Consider the following 20,846-nt stretch of genomic DNA (forward strand, 5'->3'; position numbering starts at 1 on the left):
TGCGCCGACCCTCGAGCCGCCGGCGTTGAACCATGTCCACCCTAGCAGACAACCTGAATGCCCTCGAAGCGCGCATCCGCGACGCCGCCCAAGCGGCCGGGCGCGACCCTGCCAGCGTGAAGCTGCTGGCGGTGAGCAAGACCAAACCGGCCAGCGCCATCCGTGAGCTGCACGCCGCCGGCGCCTGCGACATCGGCGAGAACTATTTGCAGGAAGCGCTCGGCAAACAGGCCGAATTGGTCGACCTGCCCTTGACCTGGCACTTCATCGGCCCCATCCAATCGAACAAGACCCGCGCCATCGCGGAACATTTCGATTGGGTACACGCCGTGGACCGCCTGAAGATCGCCCAGCGCCTGTCGGAGCAACGCCCCGCCGGCCGCGAGCCATTGAACATCTGCCTGCAGGTCAACGTCAGCGGCGAAGCCAGCAAGTCCGGTTGCAGCCCGCACGAGCTGCCGGCGCTGGCTGAAGCGGTGAAGGCCTTGCCCGGTGTACGCCTGCGCGGCCTGATGGCGATTCCCGAACCCACCGACGAGCGTGCAGCCCAGGAGCAGGCCTTCGCCAAGCTGCGCGAACTGCTCGAACGGCTCGACCCGGCCCTGGACACGCTGTCCATGGGCATGAGCCACGACCTGGAAGCGGCCATCGCCCAGGGAGCGACCTGGGTCCGCATCGGCACCGCCCTGTTCGGCGCCCGCGACTATGGACCCGTCTGAATCCATGTTTCACTCACCCTTTCCCGCAAGGACCTGACATGAGCAAGACACGTATCGCCTTCATCGGCGCCGGCAACATGGCCGCCAGCCTCATCGGCGGTCTGCGCGCCCAGGGCCTGGACGCCGCGCAGATCCGCGCCAGCGACCCCGGTGCCGACACCCGTACCCGCCTCCAGGCCGAGCATGGCATCGAGGTCTTCGAAGACAACGCCCAGGCCGTGGCCGACACCGACGTGATCGTGCTGGCGGTCAAGCCGCAGGTCATGAAGGCCGTGTGCCAGTCCCTGGCCCCGGCGCTGGGCAAGCACCAGCTGGTCGTCTCCATCGCCGCCGGCATCACCTGCGCGAGCCTGCAAGCCTGGCTGGGCGAAGTGCCGGTGGTGCGCTGCATGCCCAACACGCCGTCGCTGCTGCGCAAAGGCGCCAGCGGCCTGTACGCCACGGCAGAGGTGTCGGCCGAACAACGCGAACAGGCCGAGACCCTGCTGTCGGCCGTCGGCACCGTGCTGTGGGTGGGGCAGGAGCAGCAGATCGATGCCGTGACGGCGGTGTCCGGCAGCGGCCCTGCGTACTTCTTCCTGATGATCGAAGCCATGACCGCCGCCGGCGAAAAGCTCGGCCTGAGCCGTGAGGCGGCCTCGCAACTGACCCTGCAAACCGCCCTGGGCGCTGCGCACATGGCAGCGGCCAGCGAGCACGATGCCGCCGAACTGCGCCGTCGCGTCACCTCCCCGGGCGGCACCACGGCGGCGGCGATCGACGCCTTCCAGAACAATGGTTTCCAAGCGTTGGTCGACAAGGCCCTGGAGGCTGCGGCGCAGCGCTCCGCGGAACTGGCCGAACAACTGGGCAAATGAGGAGCTGTCGATGAATGCACTGTCCGGCGCCGCGATCTTCGTGGTGCAAACCCTGGTCAGCCTGTACCTGGTGATCGTCCTGCTGCGCTTCGTGCTGCAACTGGTCAAGGCCAACTTCTACAACCCGCTGAGCCAGTTCGCGGTGCGCGCCACCCAGCCGCTGCTCAAGCCCATCCGCCGCATCATCCCCAGCATCGGCGGCCTCGACACCTCGTCGCTGCTGCTGGCGGTGGTGTTGCAGGCGCTGCTGATGGCCTTCGTGCTGATGGTCACCTACGGCACCTTCGGCAACGTCCTGCAGCTGTTCCTGTGGGCGCTGCTGGGCGTGGCCTCGCTGTTCCTGAAGATCTTCTGGGTGGCGATGATCGTCATGGTGATCGTCTCGTGGATCGCGCCGAACAGCCACAACCCGGCGGCCGAACTGGCCTACCAGATCGCCGAACCGGTACTGGCGCCCTTCCGCCGCATCGTGCCCAACCTCGGTGGCCTGGACATCTCGCCAATCTTCGCCTTCCTGGCGATCCAGGTACTCCAGTCATTTGTGCTGCCGCCGCTGGCCGCCCAGATCGGCATGCCGCAGGAACTGTTCCGCATGATCTGACCCTCGCAGCCCCCGGCGGCTTGCCGCTGGGGGTGGCGCTCTTTAGACTTACGCCTCATTCACGCGTGAGCAGGGTCGATGTCCATTGCCTTTCCCGAAGACTCCGTCGGTCTGGTAACCCCGCAGGTTGCCCGATTCGACGAGCCGCTGCCGCTGGCCTGTGGCCGCTCCCTGGCCGCGTACGAACTGATCTACGAAACCTACGGCACCCTCAACGCCAGCGCGAGCAACGCGGTGCTGATCTGCCATGCCCTGTCCGGCCATCACCATGCCGCGGGCTACCACAGCCCCAGCGACCGCAAGCCGGGCTGGTGGGACAGCTGCATCGGCCCCGGCAAGCCGATCGACACCAACCGTTTCTTCGTGCTCTGCCTGAACAACCTCGGCGGCTGCAACGGCAGCACCGGCCCCAGCAGCGTGAATCCGCTCACCGGCAAGCCCTATGGCGCCGATTTCCCGGTGCTCACGGTGCAGGACTGGGTGCACAGCCAGGCGCGCCTGGCCGATCGCCTGGGCATCGCGCAATGGGCCGCGGTGGTCGGCGGCAGCCTGGGCGGCATGCAGGCGCTGCAATGGACCATCACCTACCCCGAGCGCATCCGCCATTGCGTCGACATCGCCTCGGCGCCCAAGCTCTCGGCGCAGAACATCGCCTTCAACGAAGTGGCGCGCCAGGCGATCCTCACCGACCCGGAATTCCATGGCGGTTCGTTCCAGGACCAGGGTGTGATCCCCAAGCGCGGGCTGATGCTGGCGCGCATGGTCGGCCACATCACCTACCTGTCGGACGATTCGATGGGCGAGAAATTCGGCCGCGAACTCAAGAGCGACAAGCTCAACTACGACTTCCACAGCGTCGAGTTCCAGGTGGAGAGCTACCTACGCTACCAAGGTGAGGAGTTCTCCGGCCGCTTCGACGCCAACACCTACCTGCTGATGACCAAGGCCCTGGACTACTTCGACCCGGCCGCCGACCATCACGGCGACCTGGCCGCGACCCTGGCCGGGGTCAAGGCCGAGTTCTGCATCATGTCGTTCACCACCGACTGGCGCTTCTCGCCGGCCCGTTCGCGGGAAATGGTCGATGCGCTGATGGCCGCGCGCAAGAACGTCTGCTACCTGGAAATCGACTCGCCCTATGGCCACGATGCCTTCCTCATCCCCACACCGCGCTACATGCAGGGGTTTGCCAACTACATGAACCGCATCGCCATCTGAGGACCGCATGAGAGCCGACCTGGAAATCATCCACGACTGGATCCCCGCCGGCAGCCGCGTGCTCGACCTGGGCTGCGGCAACGGCGAACTGCTGGCCTCGCTGCGCGACCGCAAGCAGGTGCACGGCTACGGCCTGGAAATCGACGCCGACAACATCGCCGCGTGCGTGGCCAAGGGCGTCAACGTCATCGAGCAGGACCTGGACAAAGGCCTGGGCAACTTCGCCAGCAACAGCTTCGACGTGGTGGTCATGACCCAGGCCCTGCAGGCCGTGGAATACCCCGACCGCATCCTCGAAGAGATGCTGCGCGTGGGCCGCCAGTGCATCATCACCTTCCCCAACTTCGGCCACTGGCGCTGCCGCTGGTACCTGGCCACCAAGGGCCGCATGCCGGTGTCGGACTTCATGCCCTACACCTGGTACAACACGCCCAACATCCACTTCTGCACCTTTGCCGACTTCGAGGCGCTGTGTCTGGAGCGCGACGCCAAGGTCATCGACCGTCTGGCGGTCGACCGGCTGCATCGCAATGGGTTGGGGGGTAGGATCTGGCCTAACCTGCTTGGGGAAATCGGTATCTACCGTGTCAGCGGCCCCGGCCTGGACGCCCATCGGGTCGCCGTCTGATCGAGACGCGGTGGCGGTTTCCCCCTCACCGCGCGCTTCCCACTGGAGTGACTGACCCATGCGTCGTCTAGCCGTATTCCTGTTCAGCCTGTGCCTGGCCGTTCCCCTGTTCGCCGCCGATGCCGCCCGCCCCGAACGCAAGCAGGCGTTCGGCGACGTGACGGTGTTCTACAACGCCTTTCCTTCGAGCATGCTGCAAGCGCAAGTGGCCGCCGACACGGGCTTGACCCGCAGCAAGCAGCTCGGCGTGCTGACCGTGGCCGTGCTCAAGGCCGACAAACCCGGCATGGCGGTGGTCAGCGGCACGGTGAAAGACCTCACCGGGCGCAGCGCCCCGCTGTCGTTCCGCCAGACCAGCAGCCAGGGCGCGATCTCCTACGTGGCCCAGTTCAAGGTCGAGCAGGCGCAGCGCATGGTCTTCGACCTCGACATCGAGACCGGCGGCGTCAGCCACTCCCTCAGTTTCAACCAGGACGTATTCCCAGGCGAATGATGAATCTTCAGCAGCTCGTATTGGCCAGCCACAACGCCGGCAAACTCAAAGAACTCCAGGCCATGCTCGGCGAATCGGTGCGCTTGCGCTCGATCGGCGAGTTCAGCCAGGTCGAACCCGAGGAAACCGGGCTGTCGTTCGTCGAGAACGCCATCCTCAAGGCACGCAACGCGGCTCGCATTTCCGGGCTGCCGGCGCTGGCCGACGACTCGGGGCTGGCGGTAGACTTCCTGGGCGGTGCGCCGGGCATCTACTCGGCGCGTTATGCCGACGGCCAGGGCGATGCGGCGAACAACGCCAAGCTGCTCGATGCGCTCAAGGACGTACCGGCCGAGCAGCGCGGCGCGCAGTTCGTCTGTGTGCTGGCGTTGGTGCGCCATGCCGACGACCCGCTGCCGATCCTCTGCGAAGGCTTGTGGCATGGGCGCATCCTGACCCAGGCCAGCGGCGAGCACGGCTTCGGCTACGACCCGCTGTTCTGGGTGCCCGAGCGGGACTGCTCAAGCGCCGAACTCGCACCTTTGGAAAAGAATCAGCTGAGCCACCGCGCCCGTGCCATGGCCTTGCTGCGTCAGCGTCTGGGCCTGGCATGACCGAACAGCCGTCCGCGTCCTTGCTCTACCCAGCCGCGACGGGCATTGCACTGCCCGAACTCCCGCCGCTGGCGTTCTATATCCACATCCCGTGGTGCGTACGCAAATGCCCGTATTGCGACTTCAACTCGCACCAGGCCGGGCCCGAGATACCCGAAGCGGCCTATGTCGATGCGCTGCTGGCCGACCTCGACCAGGAGCTGCCCGCCGTGCAAGGCCGGGCGATCAGCTCGATCTTCTTCGGTGGCGGCACGCCGAGCCTGTTCAGCGCAGCTGCCTTGGGCCGCCTGCTACGCGGCGTGGAACAGCGCATCCCCTTCGCCGCCGACATCGAGATCACCCTGGAAGCCAACCCCGGCACCTTCGAGCAGGACAAGTTCAAGGCCTACCGGCAACAGGGCATCAATCGCCTGTCGATCGGCGTGCAGAGCTTCCAGCCGGAAAAGCTCGAGCGCCTGGGGCGCATCCACAATGGCGACGAAGCGGTGCGCGCCGCAGGTATGGCGCGGAAGGCGGGCTTCGACAACTTCAACCTCGACCTCATGCATGGCCTGCCCGAGCAATCGCTGGACGATGCCCTGGGTGATTTGCGCCAGGCCATCGACCTGGGGCCGACGCACCTGTCGTGGTACCAGCTCACTGTCGAGCCCAACACGGTGTTCTGGAACCAACCGCCGGAGCTGCCCGAAGACGACATCCTCTGGGACATCCAGGAAGCCGGCCAGGCGCTGCTCGCCAGCCAGGGTTTCGCCCAGTACGAGGTGTCGGCCTATGCCCAGCCCGGCAAACCGGCGCGGCACAACCTCAACTACTGGCGCTTCGGCGACTTCATCGGCATCGGCGCTGGCGCCCACGGCAAGCTATCGCTGGCCGACGGGCGTATCGTGCGCACTTGGAAGACCCGCCTGCCGAAGGACTACCTTAACCCCGACAAGCCCTACAAGGCCGGGGAAAAAGTCTTGCCTATCGACGAGCTGCCGTTCGAGTTCCTCATCAACGCCCTGCGCCTGACCCAAGGCGTGGAAGCCGACCTGTTCACCCGCCGTACCGGCCAACCCCTAGCGCAGTTGGCCGACGCCCGTCGCAACGCCGAACAAAAGGGCCTTTTGCGGGTCGAACCGGATCGACTGGCCGCCACGGCGCGCGGCCAACTGTTCCTCAATGACCTGCTGCAATACTTCCTGACCTGAGGCTGATCCATGGACATGGTACTTGACCTACTCGCGACCGTTTCCCGCTGGAGCCGCGGCCATCTCTCCGAGATCTCGCTGGCGTTCGTCGGATGCCTGCTGGTGCTGTTCGGCACCGATATCAAGGCCTGGGCCGAGCAGCGCCTGGGCAGCGTGGCGGGCGCCTTGCGCGTGCCGGCCATGGCCCTGCTGGTGATGATCGGCAGCGGCGCTGCGCTGGTCTACGCAACGCCTTGGGTGATGAAGGGGCTGAGCCAGTTCAACAACTACGCGTTGGCGCCGGTGTTGTTGGTGGTGCTGGCGTTGGTGGGGATCGTGGCGGATCGGCGGGGTTGAGGGCTGACCTTGAGATCATGAGCTGACGCTGAGATAGGCCTGCAAGGTTGCGAAGCGCGCTCTGTACAACTACTGGGCAGTATTTGTATTACGCGGCTGCGGACATGGGCCGGCTTGGCCGGCCATCGCGGCTGATCGGAGCGCTGCGATGGGGCGCGAAGCGGCCCTGGATGGGCCACCTCGCAATCACATCAAGCCAGCTTTTCGAACTTCAAATCCCACACCCCATGCCCCAGCCGCTCGCCGCGGCGTTCGAACTTGGTGATCGGGCGCTCTTCCGGGCGCGGCACGTAGGTGCCGTCGGCCGCCTGGTTGCGGTAGCCAGGCGCGGCGCTCATCACTTCGAGCATGTACTCGGCGTAGGGCTGCCAGTCGGTGGCCATGTGGAACACCCCACCGGGCTTCAACTTGCTGCGCACCAGTTCCGCGAACTCCAGCTGCACGATGCGGCGCTTGTGGTGGCGCGCCTTGTGCCAGGGGTCGGGGAAGAACAGCATCAGGCGGTCAAGGCTGTTGTCGGCCACGCAGCGGTTGAGCACTTCGATGGCGTCGCAGTCGTAGACCCGCAGGTTCTTCAGGCCTTCGGTGAGCACGCCGTTGAGCAGCGCACCGACACCCGGACGGTGCACCTCGACGCCGATGAAATCCTGCTCGGGCGCAGCGGCGGCCATCTCCAGCAAGGAGTGCCCCATGCCGAAACCGATCTCCAGGGTGCGCGGCGCGCTGCGGCCGAACACGTGGTCGTAGTCCACCGGCGCATCGGCCAGCGGCAGGATGAACTGCGGGCCGCCGATGTCGAGGCCGCGTTGCTGGCCTTCGGTCATGCGCCCGGCGCGCATCACGAAACTCTTGATGCGGCGGTGCGGGCGTTGTTCGCCGTCGGCGGGGATCGGCGTTTCTTGCGATTCAGTCATCAGGGGCTCTTACTTGATCAGACCATCCAGCGGCGACGAGGCGCTGGCATAGAGTTTTTTCGGCATGCGCCCGGCGAGGTAAGCCAGGCGACCGGCGACGATGGCGTGCTTCATGGCCTCGGCCATCATCACCGGCTGTTGCGCGTGGGCGATGGCCGAGTTCATCAGCACCGCTTCGCAGCCCATTTCCATGGCGATGGTGGCATCCGAGGCGGTGCCCACACCGGCGTCGACCAGCACGGGCACTTTGGATTCTTCGAGGATGATCTGCAGGTTGTAGGGGTTGCAGATGCCCAGGCCGGTGCCGATCAGGCCGGCCAGCGGCATGACGGCGATGCAGCCGGCTTCGGCCAGCTGGCGGGCGATGATCGGGTCATCGCTGGTGTAGACCATCACGTCGAAACCGTCCTTGACCAGCACTTCGGCGGCCTTGAGGGTTTCGATCACGTTGGGGAACAGGGTCTTCTGGTCGGCCAGCACTTCGAGCTTGACCAGGTTGTGGCCGTCGAGCAGCTCACGGGCCAGGCGGCAGGTGCGAACGGCTTCGACCGCGTCGTAGCAACCGGCGGTATTGGGCAGGATGGTGTAGCGGTCCGGCGGCAGCACGTCGAGCAGGTTCGGCTCGCCGGGGTTCTGGCCGATGTTGGTGCGACGCACGGCAACGGTGACGATCTCGGCGCCCGAGGCCTCGATGGCCTGGCGGGTTTCGTCCAGGTCGCGGTATTTGCCGGTGCCCACCAGCAGACGCGAAGCGAAGGTGCGGCCGGCCAGGGTGAAGGGCTTGTCAGTGCGAAGGTTGCTCATCGGGACTCCTCGGATAAGGTTGCGGGACGTGCGAAGGTGGACAGGCTATGGCTAGCCGCCACCGATGGCGTGGACCACCTCGACCTGGTCGCCTTCGACGAGCAGCGTGCCATCGTGCTGGCTGCGTGGCACGATGTCCTGGTTCAGCTCCACCGCGACGCGGCGCCCGGTCAGTTCGAGACGGGCCAGCAAGGCCGCCACGCTCTCGCCGCTGGGCAATTCGTAAGGTTCACCGTTCAGTTGAATGCGCATGCGCACGGCCACCGTTGTGCTTTGGGGGCCCGCATTCTAGCCCCTGACGGGGTTTTTACCCAAGCCTGATGGGCCGTATTCGGCCCAATGGCGAGCGCTCGGTCAGCCCAGGCGCCAGGCCGCCAGGCCCAGGCACAGCCAGCCGGCCAGGAAGCACGCGCCGCCGATGGGGGTGACAATGCCCAGCTTGCCGATGCCGCTCAGGGTCAGCGCGTAGAGGCTGCCGGAGAACAGCACGATGCCCAGCGCGAACAGCCCACCGGCCCAGCCCACCAGACGGCCAGGCAAGTGCACGGTCAGCACGGCCAGGGCGAGCAAGGCCAGGGCGTGCACCAACTGGTAGCTGACCCCGGTGTGGAAGATGGCCAGGTACTCGGCGCTCAGGCGGTTCTTCAGGCCATGGGCGGCGAAGGCGCCCAAGGCCACGCCGGTGAAACCGAAGAAGGCGGCGAGCATGAGGAAGCTGCGAAGCATGGGACGACTCCTGCGAAGGGGTCTGTATAATGGCCGCTTCCCTCGGTCGGGCCAAGCCATCCTCATGTTGTCATCGATCATCCGCCGCCTTGCGCGGGTCCTGTTGTGGTGTGCCGTCGGCAGCGTCCTGCTGGTACTGGTGTTTCGCTGGGTGCCGCCGCCGGGCACGGCGTTGATGGTCGAACGCAAAGTGCAGTCGTGGTTCGGTGGCGAGGCCATCGACCTGCAGCGCGATTGGCAGCCCTGGGAGGCGATTTCGGACAACCTGAAAGTGGCGGTCATCGCTGGCGAAGACCAGAAGTTCGCCAGCCATTGGGGCTTCGACGTATCGGCCATTCAGGCGGCCATCAGCCACAACGAGCGCGGCGGCAGCGTGCGCGGCGCCAGCACCCTGACCCAGCAAGTGGCCAAGAATCTGTTCCTCTGGCCTGGCCGCAGCTGGCTGCGCAAAGGTCTGGAGGCCTGGTTCACCGGCTGGATGGAGCTGCTGTGGTCCAAGGAGCGCATCCTCGAGGTGTACCTCAACAGCGCCGAATGGGGGCCAGGCGTGTTCGGCGCCCAGGCGGCAGCGCGTTACCACTTCGGCGTCGATGCCAGCCGCTTGACCCGCCAGCAGGCGGCGCAGCTGGCGGCAGTGCTGCCCAGCCCGATCCGCTGGAGTGCCGGCCGCCCCAGCGCCTACGTGGCAGGCCGTGCCAGCTGGATCAACCGGCAGATGAGCCAGTTGGGCGGCGACGAGTACCTCAAGCGCCTGGAAGCGGGCGAACGTTTCTAGGCGCGGCCTGAAAGCCGGGGTAGTCAAACGCCGTAAAACCCACATACGAAAAAGCCGCGGCCCTTGCGGGCAGCGGCTTTTTTGCGAGCGTGGAACGTGGATCAGGCGGCGATCAGGGCCTTGACCTTGTTCATCGCGTTCTTTTCCAACTGGCGGATGCGCTCGGCCGAGACGCTGTACTTGTCGGCCAACTCGTGCAGCGTAGCCTTTTCCTCGGCCAGCCAGCGCTGGTAGAGGATGTCGCGGCTACGGTCGTCCAGACCACTCAGTGCCTGGTGCAGGTTGCTCGACGCGTTGTCGCTCCAGTCGGCGTCTTCCATCTGACGGGCCGGGTCGTAGCGATGGTCTTCCAGATAATGCGCGGGCGACTGGAAAGCGCTGTCGTCGTCGGCCTCGGCGGCCGGATCGAAGGCCATGTCGTGGCCGCTCAGACGGCTTTCCATCTCGCGCACTTCGCGCGGCTCGACGCCCAGGCTTTCGGCGACGCGATGCACTTCGTCGTTGTTCAGCCACGCCAAGCGCTTCTTCTGGCTGCGCAGGTTGAAGAACAGCTTGCGCTGCGCCTTGGTGGTCGCCACCTTGACGATGCGCCAGTTGCGCAGGATGAACTCGTGGATCTCGGCCTTGATCCAGTGCACGGCGAACGAGACCAGGCGCACACCCATTTCCGGGTTGAAACGCTTGACCGCCTTCATCAGGCCGACGTTGCCTTCCTGGATCAGGTCAGCCTGGGCCAGGCCGTAACCGGCATAGCTGCGGGCGATATGGACAACGAAACGCAGGTGGGCCATCACCATCTGGCGGGCGGCCTCGACATCCTGTTGGTAATAGAGACGCTCGCCCAGATCACGCTCCTGCTCGACCGTCAGCAGCGGGATGCTGTTGACCGTGTGCACATAGGCTTCCAGGTTTGCACCCGGTACCAAGGCATACGCAGGTTGCAACGATGTGGTCATTCAAGAACCTCCAACTTTCGAAATTGTGCCTCGTGAGCACTGCCTACATTGACCCGTAAATCCAGGTTCGAGTTCCAAGATGAACGAAATGCAACGTTGGCGATTGTTACTACCATGATGGCGACTAGCGTGGCGCCAGCTCGTTCAAATGGCGAGCCACGGCGATCCACGCACCGATATACCCCAACAGTACAGCACCGATCAAGAGCGAGAGTCCATCCGACCCTGGTACACCTGCGAGGGCGAAATCGCTGCCGTACAAGCCCGAAAGCCCTACCACGGCCTCGTTCAGCCAGCTCAGGCCGAACGCCAGGATGCCCCATGCCAGCAGGCCGGCACCCAGGCCGTAGAGCGCGCCCATGTACAGGAAAGGCCGGCGCACGTAGCTGTCGGTACCGCCCACCAGCTTGATCACCTCGATCTCGATGCGGCGGTTCTCGATATGTAGACGAATGGTGTTACCAATTACTAACAACAAAGCCGAAATCAGCATCACCGCCATCCCGAACACGAAGCGGTCGCCCAACTTGAGGATCGCCGCCAGACGCTCGACCCACAGCAGGTCCAACTGCGCCACCTCGACCCGTGGCAGCTCCGAAAGGCGCTGGCGCAGGGCTTCCAGGGTCGGCTTGTCGACCTCCTCCGGGGTTACCACCACAACGCCGGGCAAGGGGTTTTCCGGCAGTTCGCGGATCGCCTCGCCGAGGCCCGACTGGTGCTTGAACTCCTCTAGTGCCTGATCACGGCTGACGTACTGCGCCTGGGCCACGCCCGGCATGTCGGCAATCTGCTCGCGCAGGGCTTCGCCATCCGCGCTACTGGCGTCCATCTTCAAGTACAGAGAAATCTGCGCCGCGCGCTGCCAGGAGCCGCCGAGCACTTCGACGTTCTTGAGCAGCAGCGACAGGCCCATGGGCATGCTCAGCGCCACCGCCATCACCAGGCAGGTGAAGAAGCTGCCGATCGGCTGCTTGGCCAGGCGACGCAGGCTGTCGGCCAGGCTCGCGCGATGGCTTTCGCCCCAGGCGCGCATGAGGGTGCGCAGGTCCGGGCCGTCGTCGTCGTGTTGGCCGGGTTTTTTCTTCGGCGCCTCGGCGCCTTTGGGCGCGACGCGTTCGGATACTTTACGCGTGGATGTGCTGCTCATTGGCCGGCCTCCCCGTCGCCGATCAGTCGGCCGCGTTGCAGGGTCAGCATGCGGTGGCGCATGCGTGCGATCAGGGCCAGATCGTGACTGGCGATCAGCACCGTGGTGCCGAGGCGATTGATGTCTTCGAACACGCCCATGATCTCCGCCGCCAAGCGCGGGTCGAGGTTACCGGTGGGTTCGTCGGCCAGCAGCAGCGCGGGCTGGTGCACGATGGCGCGGGCGATGCCGACCCGTTGCTGCTGACCGGTGGACAGGTCGGCCGGGAACAGCTCGCCCTTGTCGGACAGCGACACGCGCTCCAGCGCCGAGTCGACGCGTTTGGCGATCTCGGGCTTGGACAGGCCGAGGATCTGCAGCGGCAGGGCGATGTTGTTGAACACGGTGCGGTCGAACAACAACTGGTGGTTCTGGAACACCACGCCGATCTGCCGGCGCAGGAACGGAATCTGCGCGTTGCTGATCTGGCCCAAGTCCTGCCCGGCGAGCAGCAGCTTGCCGCTGGTGGGCCGCTCCATCGCCAGCAGCAGGCGCAGCAAGGTGCTCTTGCCGGCGCCGGAGTGGCCGGTGACGAACAGGAATTCGCCCCGGCGCGCCCGGAAACTCAACTCGTGCAGGCCGATGTGGCCGTTGGGGTAGCGCTTGGCGACCTGTTCGAAGCGAATCATGGAGCGTCCCGTTCGGCGAACAGCGCCTTGACGAAGGGTTCGGCCTCGAAGGTGCGCAGGTCGTCGATCCCTTCGCCGACGCCGATGAAGCGGATCGGCAGGTTGAACTGCTTGGCCAGGGCGAAGATCACCCCACCTTTGGCAGTGCCGTCGAGCTTGGTCAGGGCCAGGCCGGTCAGCTCCACGCTCTGATGGAAGTACTTGGCCTGGCTGATGGCGTTCTGTCCGGTGCCGGCGTCGAGCACCAGCAGCACCTCATGGGGCGCGTCGGCGTCGAGCTTGCCGATGACCCGGCGGACCTTCTTCAACTCTTCCATCAGGTTGTCTTTGGTGTGCAGCCGGCCGGCGGTGTCGGCGATCAACACGTCGGCGCCACGGGCCTTGGCGGCCTGCACGGCGTCGAAGATCACCGAGGCGGAGTCGGCACCGGTGTGCTGGGCGATCACCGGAATGTTGTTGCGCTCGCCCCACACCTGCAACTGCTCGACCGCAGCCGCACGGAAGGTGTCGCCGGCCGCCAGCATGACTTTCTTGCCTTCGAGCTGCAGCTTCTTGGCCAGCTTGCCGATGGTGGTGGTCTTGCCGGCGCCATTCACGCCGACCACCAGAATCACATAGGGCTTGCTCTGTGAGGTCACGGTCAGTGGCTGCTCGACCGGACGCAGCATGGCGGCCAGTTCTTCTTGCAAGGACTTGTACAGGGCGTCGGCATCGGTCAGCTGCTTGCGCGCGACTTTCTGCGTGAGGTTGCGCACGATCACCGAGGTGGCTTCGACACCGACGTCGGCGGTGAGCAGACGGGTTTCGATCTCTTCGAGCAGTTCGTCGTCGATGACCTTCTTGCCCAGGAACAGGCTGGCCATGCCTTCGCCGATGCTGGCGCTGGTCTTGGTCAGGCCTTGCTTGAGGCGAGCGAAGAAGCCGGGTTTGGACGGCTCGGCGGCGGGGATGTCCGGTGCCGGGGCGGGCGGCGCGACAGGGAGCGCGGCTTCGGAGGGCGCAGGCGTCGGAGCGGGTGCAGGTGTTGGCGCGGGCGCTGGAGTCGGTGCAGGTGCGGGCGTCGGCGCAGGCGCTGGGGTCGGTGCTGGTGCGGGCGTCGGCGCAGGCGCTGGGGTCGGTGCTGGTGCGGGCGTCGGCGCAGGCGCTGGGGTCAGTGCTGGTGCGGGCGTCGGCGCAGGCGCTGGAGTCGGTGCTGGTGCAGGCGTCGGCGCAGGCGCTGGAGTCGGTGCTGGTGTGGGCGTCGGCGCAGGCGCTGGGGTCGGTGCTGGTGCAGGCGTCGGCGCAGGCGCTGGGGTCGGTGCTGGTGCAGGCGACGGTGCAGGCGCTGAAGTCGGTGCCAGCGCAGGCGTGTCTTCACGCTCGGGAATCGCAGGCGGCGGCGTAGGTTCCAGATCCGGCACCAGGGCCACCGGCTCTTCGGCCACCGGCAATACCAGGTGGTTGGCAGGCGCCTCGACGCCTGGCGCGACCGCCGGCTCGGGCACGACCGGTGCCTGCTCGGCTTCGGCAGCCAGGGCCTCGGCGGCAGTCGCCTCGACGGCGCTGGGTTCGTCGGCGGCAGGTGCCTGCGGCTTCTTGCGGAACCAGCTGAACAGGCCTTTCTTCTGACCAGCCTCGGCCGGCGCTTTCTTGTCGTCGTTGGAACCAAACATGGAGACGGCTATCTCAAGGCAGCGACGCGCCAGCAGTGGCGCATCAGGAATTCAATAGACGCAGAACAGACTATCTTCGATCCGACTGGTTCATGCGCAACGTTTTGTCTTAAGGGCCCGCTGGCCAGAACGGCGACAGGCATGGTCGCCAGGCGACCGGATCAGTATCCTAGCACCTCCAGGCCCGCCGACGCTAAACCCAAGCGGGCCGCCGAACAGGTTGAACCCCTTATGAATGCTCTAGCCCGCCGCGCTGCCGGCCTGCTGCTCGGCACCCTTTGCCTGCCGCTCGCCGCCTTGGCCGCCGACACCCAGGCCACCCATGAATTCACCCTCGACAACGGCCTGAAAGTGGTCGTGCGCGAAGACCATCGCGCACCCGTGGTGGTGTCGCAGATCTGGTACAAGGTCGGCTCCAGTTACGAGACCCCAGGCCAGACCGGCCTGTCCCACGCCCTCGAGCACATGATGTTCAAAGGCAGCGCCAAGGTCGGCCCCGGCGAAGGTTCGCGCATCCTGCGCGACATCGGCGCCGAAGAGAACGCCTTCACCAGCGACGACTACACCGCGTACTACCAGGTTCTGGCCCGCGACCGCCTGCCGGTCGCGTTCGAGCTCGAAGCCGACCGCATGTCCAGCCTGCGCCTGCCGGCCAACGAGTTCGCCAAGGAAATCGAGGTAATCAAGGAAGAGCGTCGCCTGCGCACCGACGACAAGCCCAACGCCAAGGCCTTCGAGCTGTTCAGCGCCATGGCCTACCCCGCCAGCGGCTATCACACGCCGACCATCGGCTGGATGGCCGACCTGGAGCGCATGAAGGTCGAAGAGCTGCGCCACTGGTACGAATCCTGGTATGCGCCGAACAACGCCACCCTGGTGGTGGTTGGCGATGTCACCGTCGATGAGATCAAGATCCTGTCGCAGAAGTATTTCGGCGCCATTCCCAAGCGCGTCGTGCCACCGGCCAAGCTGCCTCTGGAGCTGGCCGCGCCCGGCCAACGCCAACTCACCGTGCATGTCGCCACGCAACTGCCGAGTCTGATCTACGGCTTCAACGTGCCGGGCCTGGCCACCGCCGAAGACGCCCGCAGCGTACACTCCCTGCGCCTGATCTCGGCCCTGCTCGACGGCGGCTACAGCGCCCGCCTGCCGTCGCGCCTGGAGCGCGGCCAGGAACTGGTGGCCGGCGCCTCGACCGGCTACGACGCCTTCACCCGCGGCGACAGCCTGTTCCTCATTTCGGCCACGCCCAACGTGCAGAAGCAGAAAACCCTCGCCGACGTCGAGAAAGGTCTGTGGGAACAGCTCGACGACCTCAAGAACAACCCGCCCAGCGCCAAGGAACTCGAGCGCGTGCGCGCCCAGGTGATCGCCAGCCTGGTCTACGACCGCGACTCGATCAGCAGCCAGGCCACCACCATCGGCCAGCTGGAAACGGTCGGCCTGTCCTGGAAGCTCATCGACAGCGAACTGGCCGCCCTCGAACGCGTGACGCCCAAGGACATCCAGGACGCCGCCCGCACCTATTTCACCCGCGAACGCCTGAGCGTTGCCCATGTACTGCCCGAGGAGTCCGCCCATGAGTGATCGTCGCGCACCGCGCCAGACCTCGATCGGCGCCGGCCTGATGGCCCTGGCCCTGGCGATGTCCGCCGTGTTGGCCAACCCGGCCCAGGCCGCCGACAATGCCCAAGCCGCCCAACCCGCCCTGCAATCGCTCGCCGAGCTCGACGGCAAGGCGCCCAGCGGCCGCAAGTTGAACGTGCAGGACTGGAAAACCGCCCAAGGCGCACGCGTGCTGTTCGTCGAAGCCCGCGAACTGCCGATGTTCGACCTGCGCGTGACCTTCGCCGCCGGCAGCAGCCAGGACGCCGGCACCCAGGGCCTGGCGGCGCTGACCAACGCCATGCTCAACGAAGGCGTCAAAGGCAAGGACGTCACCGCCATCGCCGAAGGCTTCGAAGACCTCGGCGCCGACTTCAGCGGCGGTTCGTACCGCGACATGGCCGTGGCCAGCCTGCGCAGCCTGAGCGCCAGCGACAAACGCACCCCGGCCCTGGCGCTGTTCGCCGACGTGGTGGGCAAGCCGACCTTCCCCGAAGAGTCGCTCAAGCGGGTCAAGAACCAGCTCCTGGCCAGCTTCGAGTACGAAAAGCAGAACCCTGGCCGCATCGCCGGCAAGGTGCTGTCCAGCAAGCTCTACGGCAGCCACCCCTACGGCACACCTAGCGAAGGCACGGCCGAAAGCATCCCCGGCATCACCCAGGCGCAACTGCGCGCGTTCCACGCCAAGGCCTATACCGCAGGCAATGCCGTGATCGCGCTGGTCGGCGACCTCAGCCGCAGCGAGGCCGAAGCCATCGCCGCCCAGGTCTCGGCCAACCTGCCCAAAGGCCCGGCGTTGCCGGCGCCGGCCCAACCGAGCGAGCCCAAGGCGAGCGCGCAGCACATCGACTTCCCGTCCAAGCAGACCCACCTGATGCTGGCCGAGCTGGGCATCGACCGTAAGGACCCGGACTGGGCCGCGCTGTCGATGGGCAACCAGATCTTCGGCGGCGGCGCCTTCGGTACCCGCCTGATGACCGAAGTACGGGAAAAACGCGGCCTGACCTACGGCGTGTACTCCTCCTTCACTCCGATGCAGGTGCGCGGTCCGTTCACCATCGACCTGCAGACCCGCGCCGAACTCAGCGAAGGCACGCTCAAGCTGGTGCAAGACCTGCTCGGCGACTACCTCAAGACCGGCCCGACGCAGAAGGAACTCGACGACGCCAAGCGCGAACTGGCCGGCAGCTTCCCGCTGTCCACCGCCAGTAACGCCAGCATCGTCGGCCAACTGGGCGCGATCGGCTTCTACGACCTGCCGCTGACCTGGCTGGAAGACTTCATGCAGCAGTCCCAGGCCCTTACCGTCGAGCAGGTCAAGGCGGCGATGAACAAGCACTTGTCGGCCGACAAGCTGGTGATCGTCACCATCGGCCCGAAAGTGCCGCAGAAACCCCTGCCGCCGCCCACCGAAAAACCCGCCGACCAGCCACTGGGCGTACCGGAGCATTGATGCCACGAACCACTTCCCCCTCCCGACCGGCCAGCGCCAGCAAAGGCTCGGGCCAGCTACGTATCATCGCCGGCGAGTGGCGCAGCCGCCGCCTCGCCGTGCCCGATGGCGAAGGCTTGCGCCCTACCCCCGACCGGGTACGCGAGACCCTGTTCAACTGGTTGGCGCCGCACATCGAAGGCGCCCGCGTGCTGGACGCCTTCACCGGTAGCGGCGCGCTGGTGCTCGAAGCGCTGTCGCGCGGCGCCGAAAACGCAGTGGCCCTGGACAGCAACCCCGCCGCCATCGCCAACCTCAAGGACAACCTCGAACTGCTGCGCTGCCCGCGTGGGCAGATCCTGCAAACCGACGCCCTGCGTTACCTGCAAGGCCCGGCCAAGCAACAGTTCGACGTGGTGTTCCTCGATCCGCCCTTCCACCAGGACTTGCTGGCCAACACCTGCGAACTGCTGGAAAGCCAGCAGTGGTTACGCGAACAGGCCTGGATCTACACCGAGAGCGAGGCCGCGCCGTCCACGGTGCAGATGCCGGCTAGCTGGCGTCTGCACCGCGAGAAGAAGACCGGCCAGGTGCATTATGCGCTCTGGCAACGCGGTTGAGCCCCGGCGCAGCATCGGGCGACCGTCGACCCTCCGTCGCACAGGCAGGCGCCCGAACAAGACCTGCCGTGTGATGACTTAATTAACGCTGCCGCCTCCAGCGCATGACCGAAGCTGCTCCCCTTTGACCTACCAAGGAGCACTTCGGCCCATGCCTACTTCCCCGCCCGCCACCCAGCCCGCACAGCCTTCGACCGCCCCGCCCACCCAGCACTTCACCCTCGACAATGGCTTCACGGTAGTGCTGCTCGAAGACCATCGTGCCCCCTTGGTGAGTACGCAACTGTGGTATCACGTCGGTGCCAGTGACGAGCCGCCTGGCCAATCGGGTATGTCCCATGCGCTGGAACACCTGATATTCGAAGGCAGCCGCAAGCTTCCTCAAGGCCAGTACAGCAGCGTACTGGCGCGTCTTGGCGCCGCTCCCCGTGCGTTCACGCTGGACGACGCCACGATGTACGTGGCCACCGTACCGGTGAACCGTTTGGAAATCGTCCTCGAAGCGCAGGCGGACATCATGGCCCACGCGCACCTGAGCGCGCAGGCTTTCAGTGGCGTGCGCACGACCCTGATGAACGAACATCGCCTGCGCGTGGACAGCGTGCCCGACGAACAGGCCAACGCGCAGCACCTGCACCTGGCGCACGGTGACAGCCCCTACGCGCGCTCCCATCACGATGTGTTCGACGACCTGCAATCGCTGACCCTGGAGAGCGTCAAGGCGTGGTATGCACGCCACTACCATCCCAACAACGCCACGCTGGTGGTGGCGGGCGACCTCGAACGGGCAGCGCTGCACGAGCTGGTCGAACGTCATTTCGGGCATCTGCCGAGGGCGTCGCTGGACCGCACCTTACCTTTCCGACATCGCGCAGCCCTGGGCGAGCGCAACCAGACCGTGCGGCTCCCAGGCCTGCGCCCAGGCTTGGCGCTCAGTTTCAACGCACCCAGCCTGGGCAATACGGCCTCGGTGCAGGACGTCCATGCGCTGCAAGTGGCGCTGGCGGTACTGAGCACAGGCGCCAGTTCGCGGTTGTATGCCGCGCTGGTGCGTGAGCAACCGCTCTTGCGCGGAGTGCTCAGCGAGTTCGACCGGCACTTGCGAGGCGACACGCTGCTGACCTTGCGCGCCCTGGTCAGCCCAGGTCAGACCGTACAGAGCGCCAGCGAACGTGTGCTGGCCCTCATCGAAACCCTCAGCGATCAGCCTGTGCCACCCGCAGAGCTGCAACGCGCCAAAACCCAGTTGCTGGCCGAGCGCGTGTTCCGCCATGACTCGCTGCAACAGCGCGCCTACGACGTGGGCCGTCACGTGGTCAGCGGTGCGAGCCTGGCAACGCTGGACCATGAACGCCAGAGCCTCGAAGCCGTCAGCGCCCAAGACCTGCAACGCGTGGCCCGGCACTACCTGAACCGCGACCGCCTGACCTTGACCTACACGCAGCCGGAGGCCATGGCCCAATGAATATCGATCGACCTTCTCCCGCAACCACACAGGCGTCGTCCTGCCCAGCCACCCCAGCCGCCGCCTCGGTCGACTTCGGCGCGCTGGAATCGGCTCAGCGTATCGATCTGGCGCAATTGCCACCGATAGCCAGCACCGTGCATCGCTGGCAAACCGTCAACGGCAGCGGGGTCAGCTTCGTCGAGTCCCGCGAGCTGGACATTCTCGACGTCGTACTGCGCTTCGACGCCGGTAGCCGCCTGGACGGCGATTCGCCCGGCTTGGCTGCAGCCACTTTGTACATGCTCGACCAGGGCGCCGGCGAATACGATGCCCAGGGCCTGGCCACAGCCTTGGAAGACCTCGGCGCCCTGTTCACTCGGCAGGTGCACCCCGACCACGCCATGGTGTCACTGCGCTGCCTGGCTACCGCAGCGGTTCGCGAGCCTGCCCTGCAACTGCTGACCACCCTCCTCGGTCGTCCACGCTTCGCGGTGCCAGCGCTGGACAAGATCAAGACACGCCTGCTCGCCCACCTGAGCCAGCTCGACGACAATCCGGCCAGCGTCGTACAGCGGGCGGTACTGGGTCAGGTGTTCGCCGACCACCCCTACTCGGCTTACGTCAATGGCACCGCCGCCGGTGTACAGGCACTCGAAGCACAGGATCTGCGCGCGTTCCATGGCCGCGCCTACAGCGCCAACAACGTCGAGATCGCTCTGGTCGGCAACCTTTCCCTCGACCAGGCACAGACAGTGGCTGCGGCCCTGAGCGATGCCCTGCCCCAGCACTGGGCCGCCTTGCCACCGCTAGCGCCCACCCCCGCAGAGGCTATCCGCCGCGAATGGCGGACTGCCGGTGCCAGGACCCAGGCGACACTCGCCATGCCCTTGCCGCTGGCGCCGGATGACGCCGACCATGAAGCCGTGCTGCTGGGTTGCGATGTGCTGGGTTCGAGTTTCGACTCGCGCCTGATGCACGAATTGCGCACCCGCCGCAGCCTTACCTACAGCATCCGCGCCACGCCCACCCTGTGGCGGGCCGGCGGTGTGCTGCAAGTTGAGTGGGACATCGCCGCCGAGTACGCCGAAGCATCGCGTCGCCTGGTGCTGGAGTTGATCGACTGCCTGATCGAGCAGGGTCCGAGCCCTGCGGAGCTGGAGCGGGTGCTCAACCTACGCGCCGTACAGCTGTTGCTCCAGGCCGCGCGCAATGACCAGCGCGCCGCCTGGCTGGCCGAACATGGCCAGTTGGGATTGCCCGCCGATTACCTGGCCGAGCACCTCGACCGGCTGGCCGCCGTCACGCCACAACAAGTGGCGCCCGCGCTACGACGCTGGATCGACACAGGACGTATGAGCTTCTTCAGTATCGGACCGCAAGCGGCGCAACAGCGGTTGCCGGATCTGGACGACGCCTAGCCGCACGCAAAGGCGGTGTTTCGTGGCAAGCTGCGCAGGCTTATCCG

The 20,846-nt window shown here is 66.1% G+C and carries 23 protein-coding genes; 15 read left to right on the forward strand and 8 right to left on the reverse strand.

Features of this window, described 5'->3' with window-relative positions:
* Positions 1 to 32: 32 nt before the first annotated feature.
* From ACSMEV_RS02035 to ACSMEV_RS02075, 9 genes are all read left to right on the forward strand, one after another.
* Positions 33 to 719: a YggS family pyridoxal phosphate-dependent enzyme gene (locus ACSMEV_RS02035; protein ID WP_459207046.1), complete on the forward strand. Its 687-nt coding sequence runs from the start codon at positions 33 to 35 to the stop codon at positions 717 to 719.
* A gap of 38 nt (positions 720 to 757) precedes the next feature.
* Complete coding sequence (gene proC / locus ACSMEV_RS02040; RefSeq protein ID WP_459207047.1) at positions 758 to 1,576, forward strand: pyrroline-5-carboxylate reductase; 819 nt, start codon at positions 758 to 760, stop codon at positions 1,574 to 1,576.
* A gap of 10 nt (positions 1,577 to 1,586) precedes the next feature.
* Complete coding sequence (locus ACSMEV_RS02045) at positions 1,587 to 2,177, forward strand: YggT family protein (RefSeq protein ID WP_296266501.1); 591 nt, start codon at positions 1,587 to 1,589, stop codon at positions 2,175 to 2,177.
* 78 nt (positions 2,178 to 2,255) lie between these two features.
* Entirely contained in the window at positions 2,256 to 3,395 is a 1,140-nt protein-coding gene (gene metX, locus ACSMEV_RS02050) for a homoserine O-succinyltransferase MetX (RefSeq protein WP_459207048.1), read from the forward strand.
* A 7-nt stretch (positions 3,396 to 3,402) separates the two neighbouring features.
* Positions 3,403 to 4,023 (forward strand): methionine biosynthesis protein MetW, encoded by a 621-nt coding sequence (gene metW, locus ACSMEV_RS02055; protein ID WP_296266505.1) that lies wholly within the window; start codon positions 3,403 to 3,405, stop codon positions 4,021 to 4,023.
* Between the two features lie 58 nt (positions 4,024 to 4,081).
* Entirely contained in the window at positions 4,082 to 4,516 is a 435-nt protein-coding gene (locus ACSMEV_RS02060) for a DUF4426 domain-containing protein (protein ID WP_459207049.1), read from the forward strand.
* On the forward strand, positions 4,513 to 5,109 hold the full coding sequence (gene rdgB / locus ACSMEV_RS02065) for an RdgB/HAM1 family non-canonical purine NTP pyrophosphatase (protein WP_459207050.1): 597 nt from the start codon (positions 4,513 to 4,515) through the stop codon (positions 5,107 to 5,109). The genes ACSMEV_RS02060 and rdgB overlap by 4 nt, the downstream gene beginning before the upstream one ends.
* Positions 5,106 to 6,299 carry a radical SAM family heme chaperone HemW gene (gene hemW, locus ACSMEV_RS02070; RefSeq protein WP_459207051.1) on the forward strand — a complete coding sequence of 398 codons (1,194 nt, stop codon included), beginning with the start codon at positions 5,106 to 5,108 and terminating at the stop codon, positions 6,297 to 6,299. The genes rdgB and hemW overlap by 4 nt, the downstream gene beginning before the upstream one ends.
* Before the next feature lie 9 nt (positions 6,300 to 6,308).
* Entirely contained in the window at positions 6,309 to 6,635 is a 327-nt protein-coding gene (locus tag ACSMEV_RS02075) for a DUF3392 domain-containing protein (RefSeq protein ID WP_459207052.1), read from the forward strand.
* Positions 6,636 to 6,826: 191 nt separating this feature from the next.
* Here the strand turns inward: ACSMEV_RS02075 and trmB are convergent, their stop codons facing one another.
* The 4 genes from trmB to ACSMEV_RS02095 form a co-directional block, all read right to left on the reverse strand.
* On the reverse strand, positions 6,827 to 7,549 hold the full coding sequence (gene trmB / locus ACSMEV_RS02080; RefSeq protein WP_459207053.1) for a tRNA (guanosine(46)-N7)-methyltransferase TrmB: 723 nt from the start codon (positions 7,547 to 7,549) through the stop codon (positions 6,827 to 6,829).
* 9 nt (positions 7,550 to 7,558) lie between these two features.
* Positions 7,559 to 8,353, reverse strand: a complete 795-nt coding sequence (locus ACSMEV_RS02085; RefSeq protein WP_459207054.1) for a thiazole synthase — start codon at positions 8,351 to 8,353, stop codon at positions 7,559 to 7,561.
* A gap of 51 nt (positions 8,354 to 8,404) precedes the next feature.
* Positions 8,405 to 8,605, reverse strand: a complete 201-nt coding sequence (gene thiS / locus ACSMEV_RS02090; RefSeq protein ID WP_296266518.1) for a sulfur carrier protein ThiS — start codon at positions 8,603 to 8,605, stop codon at positions 8,405 to 8,407.
* 102 nt (positions 8,606 to 8,707) lie between these two features.
* Positions 8,708 to 9,079 (reverse strand): DUF423 domain-containing protein, encoded by a 372-nt coding sequence (locus tag ACSMEV_RS02095; RefSeq protein ID WP_459207055.1) that lies wholly within the window; start codon positions 9,077 to 9,079, stop codon positions 8,708 to 8,710.
* A gap of 64 nt (positions 9,080 to 9,143) precedes the next feature.
* Between ACSMEV_RS02095 and mtgA the strand changes: the two genes are divergently transcribed.
* Positions 9,144 to 9,854 carry a monofunctional biosynthetic peptidoglycan transglycosylase gene (gene mtgA, locus ACSMEV_RS02100; RefSeq protein ID WP_459207056.1) on the forward strand — a complete coding sequence of 237 codons (711 nt, stop codon included), beginning with the start codon at positions 9,144 to 9,146 and terminating at the stop codon, positions 9,852 to 9,854.
* Positions 9,855 to 9,955: 101 nt separating this feature from the next.
* On the opposite strand, the gene rpoH is transcribed toward mtgA, so the two are convergent.
* The 4 genes from rpoH to ftsY all read right to left on the reverse strand — a co-directional run bounded on the left by rpoH (position 9,956) and on the right by ftsY (position 14,277).
* A complete protein-coding gene (rpoH, locus tag ACSMEV_RS02105) occupies positions 9,956 to 10,810 on the reverse strand; it encodes an RNA polymerase sigma factor RpoH (protein WP_296266521.1) in 855 nt (284 codons plus the stop codon).
* A gap of 124 nt (positions 10,811 to 10,934) precedes the next feature.
* Positions 10,935 to 11,957, reverse strand: a complete 1,023-nt coding sequence (ftsX, locus tag ACSMEV_RS02110; protein ID WP_459207057.1) for a permease-like cell division protein FtsX — start codon at positions 11,955 to 11,957, stop codon at positions 10,935 to 10,937.
* Complete coding sequence (ftsE, locus tag ACSMEV_RS02115; protein ID WP_296266523.1) at positions 11,954 to 12,625, reverse strand: cell division ATP-binding protein FtsE; 672 nt, start codon at positions 12,623 to 12,625, stop codon at positions 11,954 to 11,956. Before ftsE ends, ftsX begins: the two co-directional genes overlap by 4 nt.
* Positions 12,622 to 14,277 carry a signal recognition particle-docking protein FtsY gene (gene ftsY / locus ACSMEV_RS02120; RefSeq protein ID WP_459207058.1) on the reverse strand — a complete coding sequence of 552 codons (1,656 nt, stop codon included), beginning with the start codon at positions 14,275 to 14,277 and terminating at the stop codon, positions 12,622 to 12,624. The genes ftsE and ftsY overlap by 4 nt, the downstream gene beginning before the upstream one ends.
* A 231-nt stretch (positions 14,278 to 14,508) precedes the next feature.
* On the opposite strand from ftsY, the gene ACSMEV_RS02125 reads away from it, so the two are divergent.
* From ACSMEV_RS02125 to ACSMEV_RS02145, 5 genes are all read left to right on the forward strand, one after another.
* Positions 14,509 to 15,864 carry a M16 family metallopeptidase gene (locus ACSMEV_RS02125; RefSeq protein ID WP_459207059.1) on the forward strand — a complete coding sequence of 452 codons (1,356 nt, stop codon included), beginning with the start codon at positions 14,509 to 14,511 and terminating at the stop codon, positions 15,862 to 15,864.
* Positions 15,857 to 17,335 (forward strand): M16 family metallopeptidase, encoded by a 1,479-nt coding sequence (locus tag ACSMEV_RS02130; protein WP_459207060.1) that lies wholly within the window; start codon positions 15,857 to 15,859, stop codon positions 17,333 to 17,335. Before ACSMEV_RS02125 ends, ACSMEV_RS02130 begins: the two co-directional genes overlap by 8 nt.
* Positions 17,335 to 17,934, forward strand: a complete 600-nt coding sequence (gene rsmD / locus ACSMEV_RS02135; RefSeq protein WP_459207061.1) for a 16S rRNA (guanine(966)-N(2))-methyltransferase RsmD — start codon at positions 17,335 to 17,337, stop codon at positions 17,932 to 17,934. The genes ACSMEV_RS02130 and rsmD overlap by 1 nt, the downstream gene beginning before the upstream one ends.
* Positions 17,935 to 18,085: 151 nt before the next feature.
* Positions 18,086 to 19,399, forward strand: coding sequence for a M16 family metallopeptidase (locus ACSMEV_RS02140; protein WP_459207062.1), 1,314 nt, complete (start codon positions 18,086 to 18,088; stop codon positions 19,397 to 19,399).
* Positions 19,396 to 20,799, forward strand: a complete 1,404-nt coding sequence (locus ACSMEV_RS02145; RefSeq protein WP_459207063.1) for a M16 family metallopeptidase — start codon at positions 19,396 to 19,398, stop codon at positions 20,797 to 20,799. The genes ACSMEV_RS02140 and ACSMEV_RS02145 overlap by 4 nt, the downstream gene beginning before the upstream one ends.
* The last annotated feature ends 47 nt before the right edge of the window (positions 20,800 to 20,846 follow it).

This window comes from Pseudomonas sp. MLB6B (genome assembly GCF_054508135.1).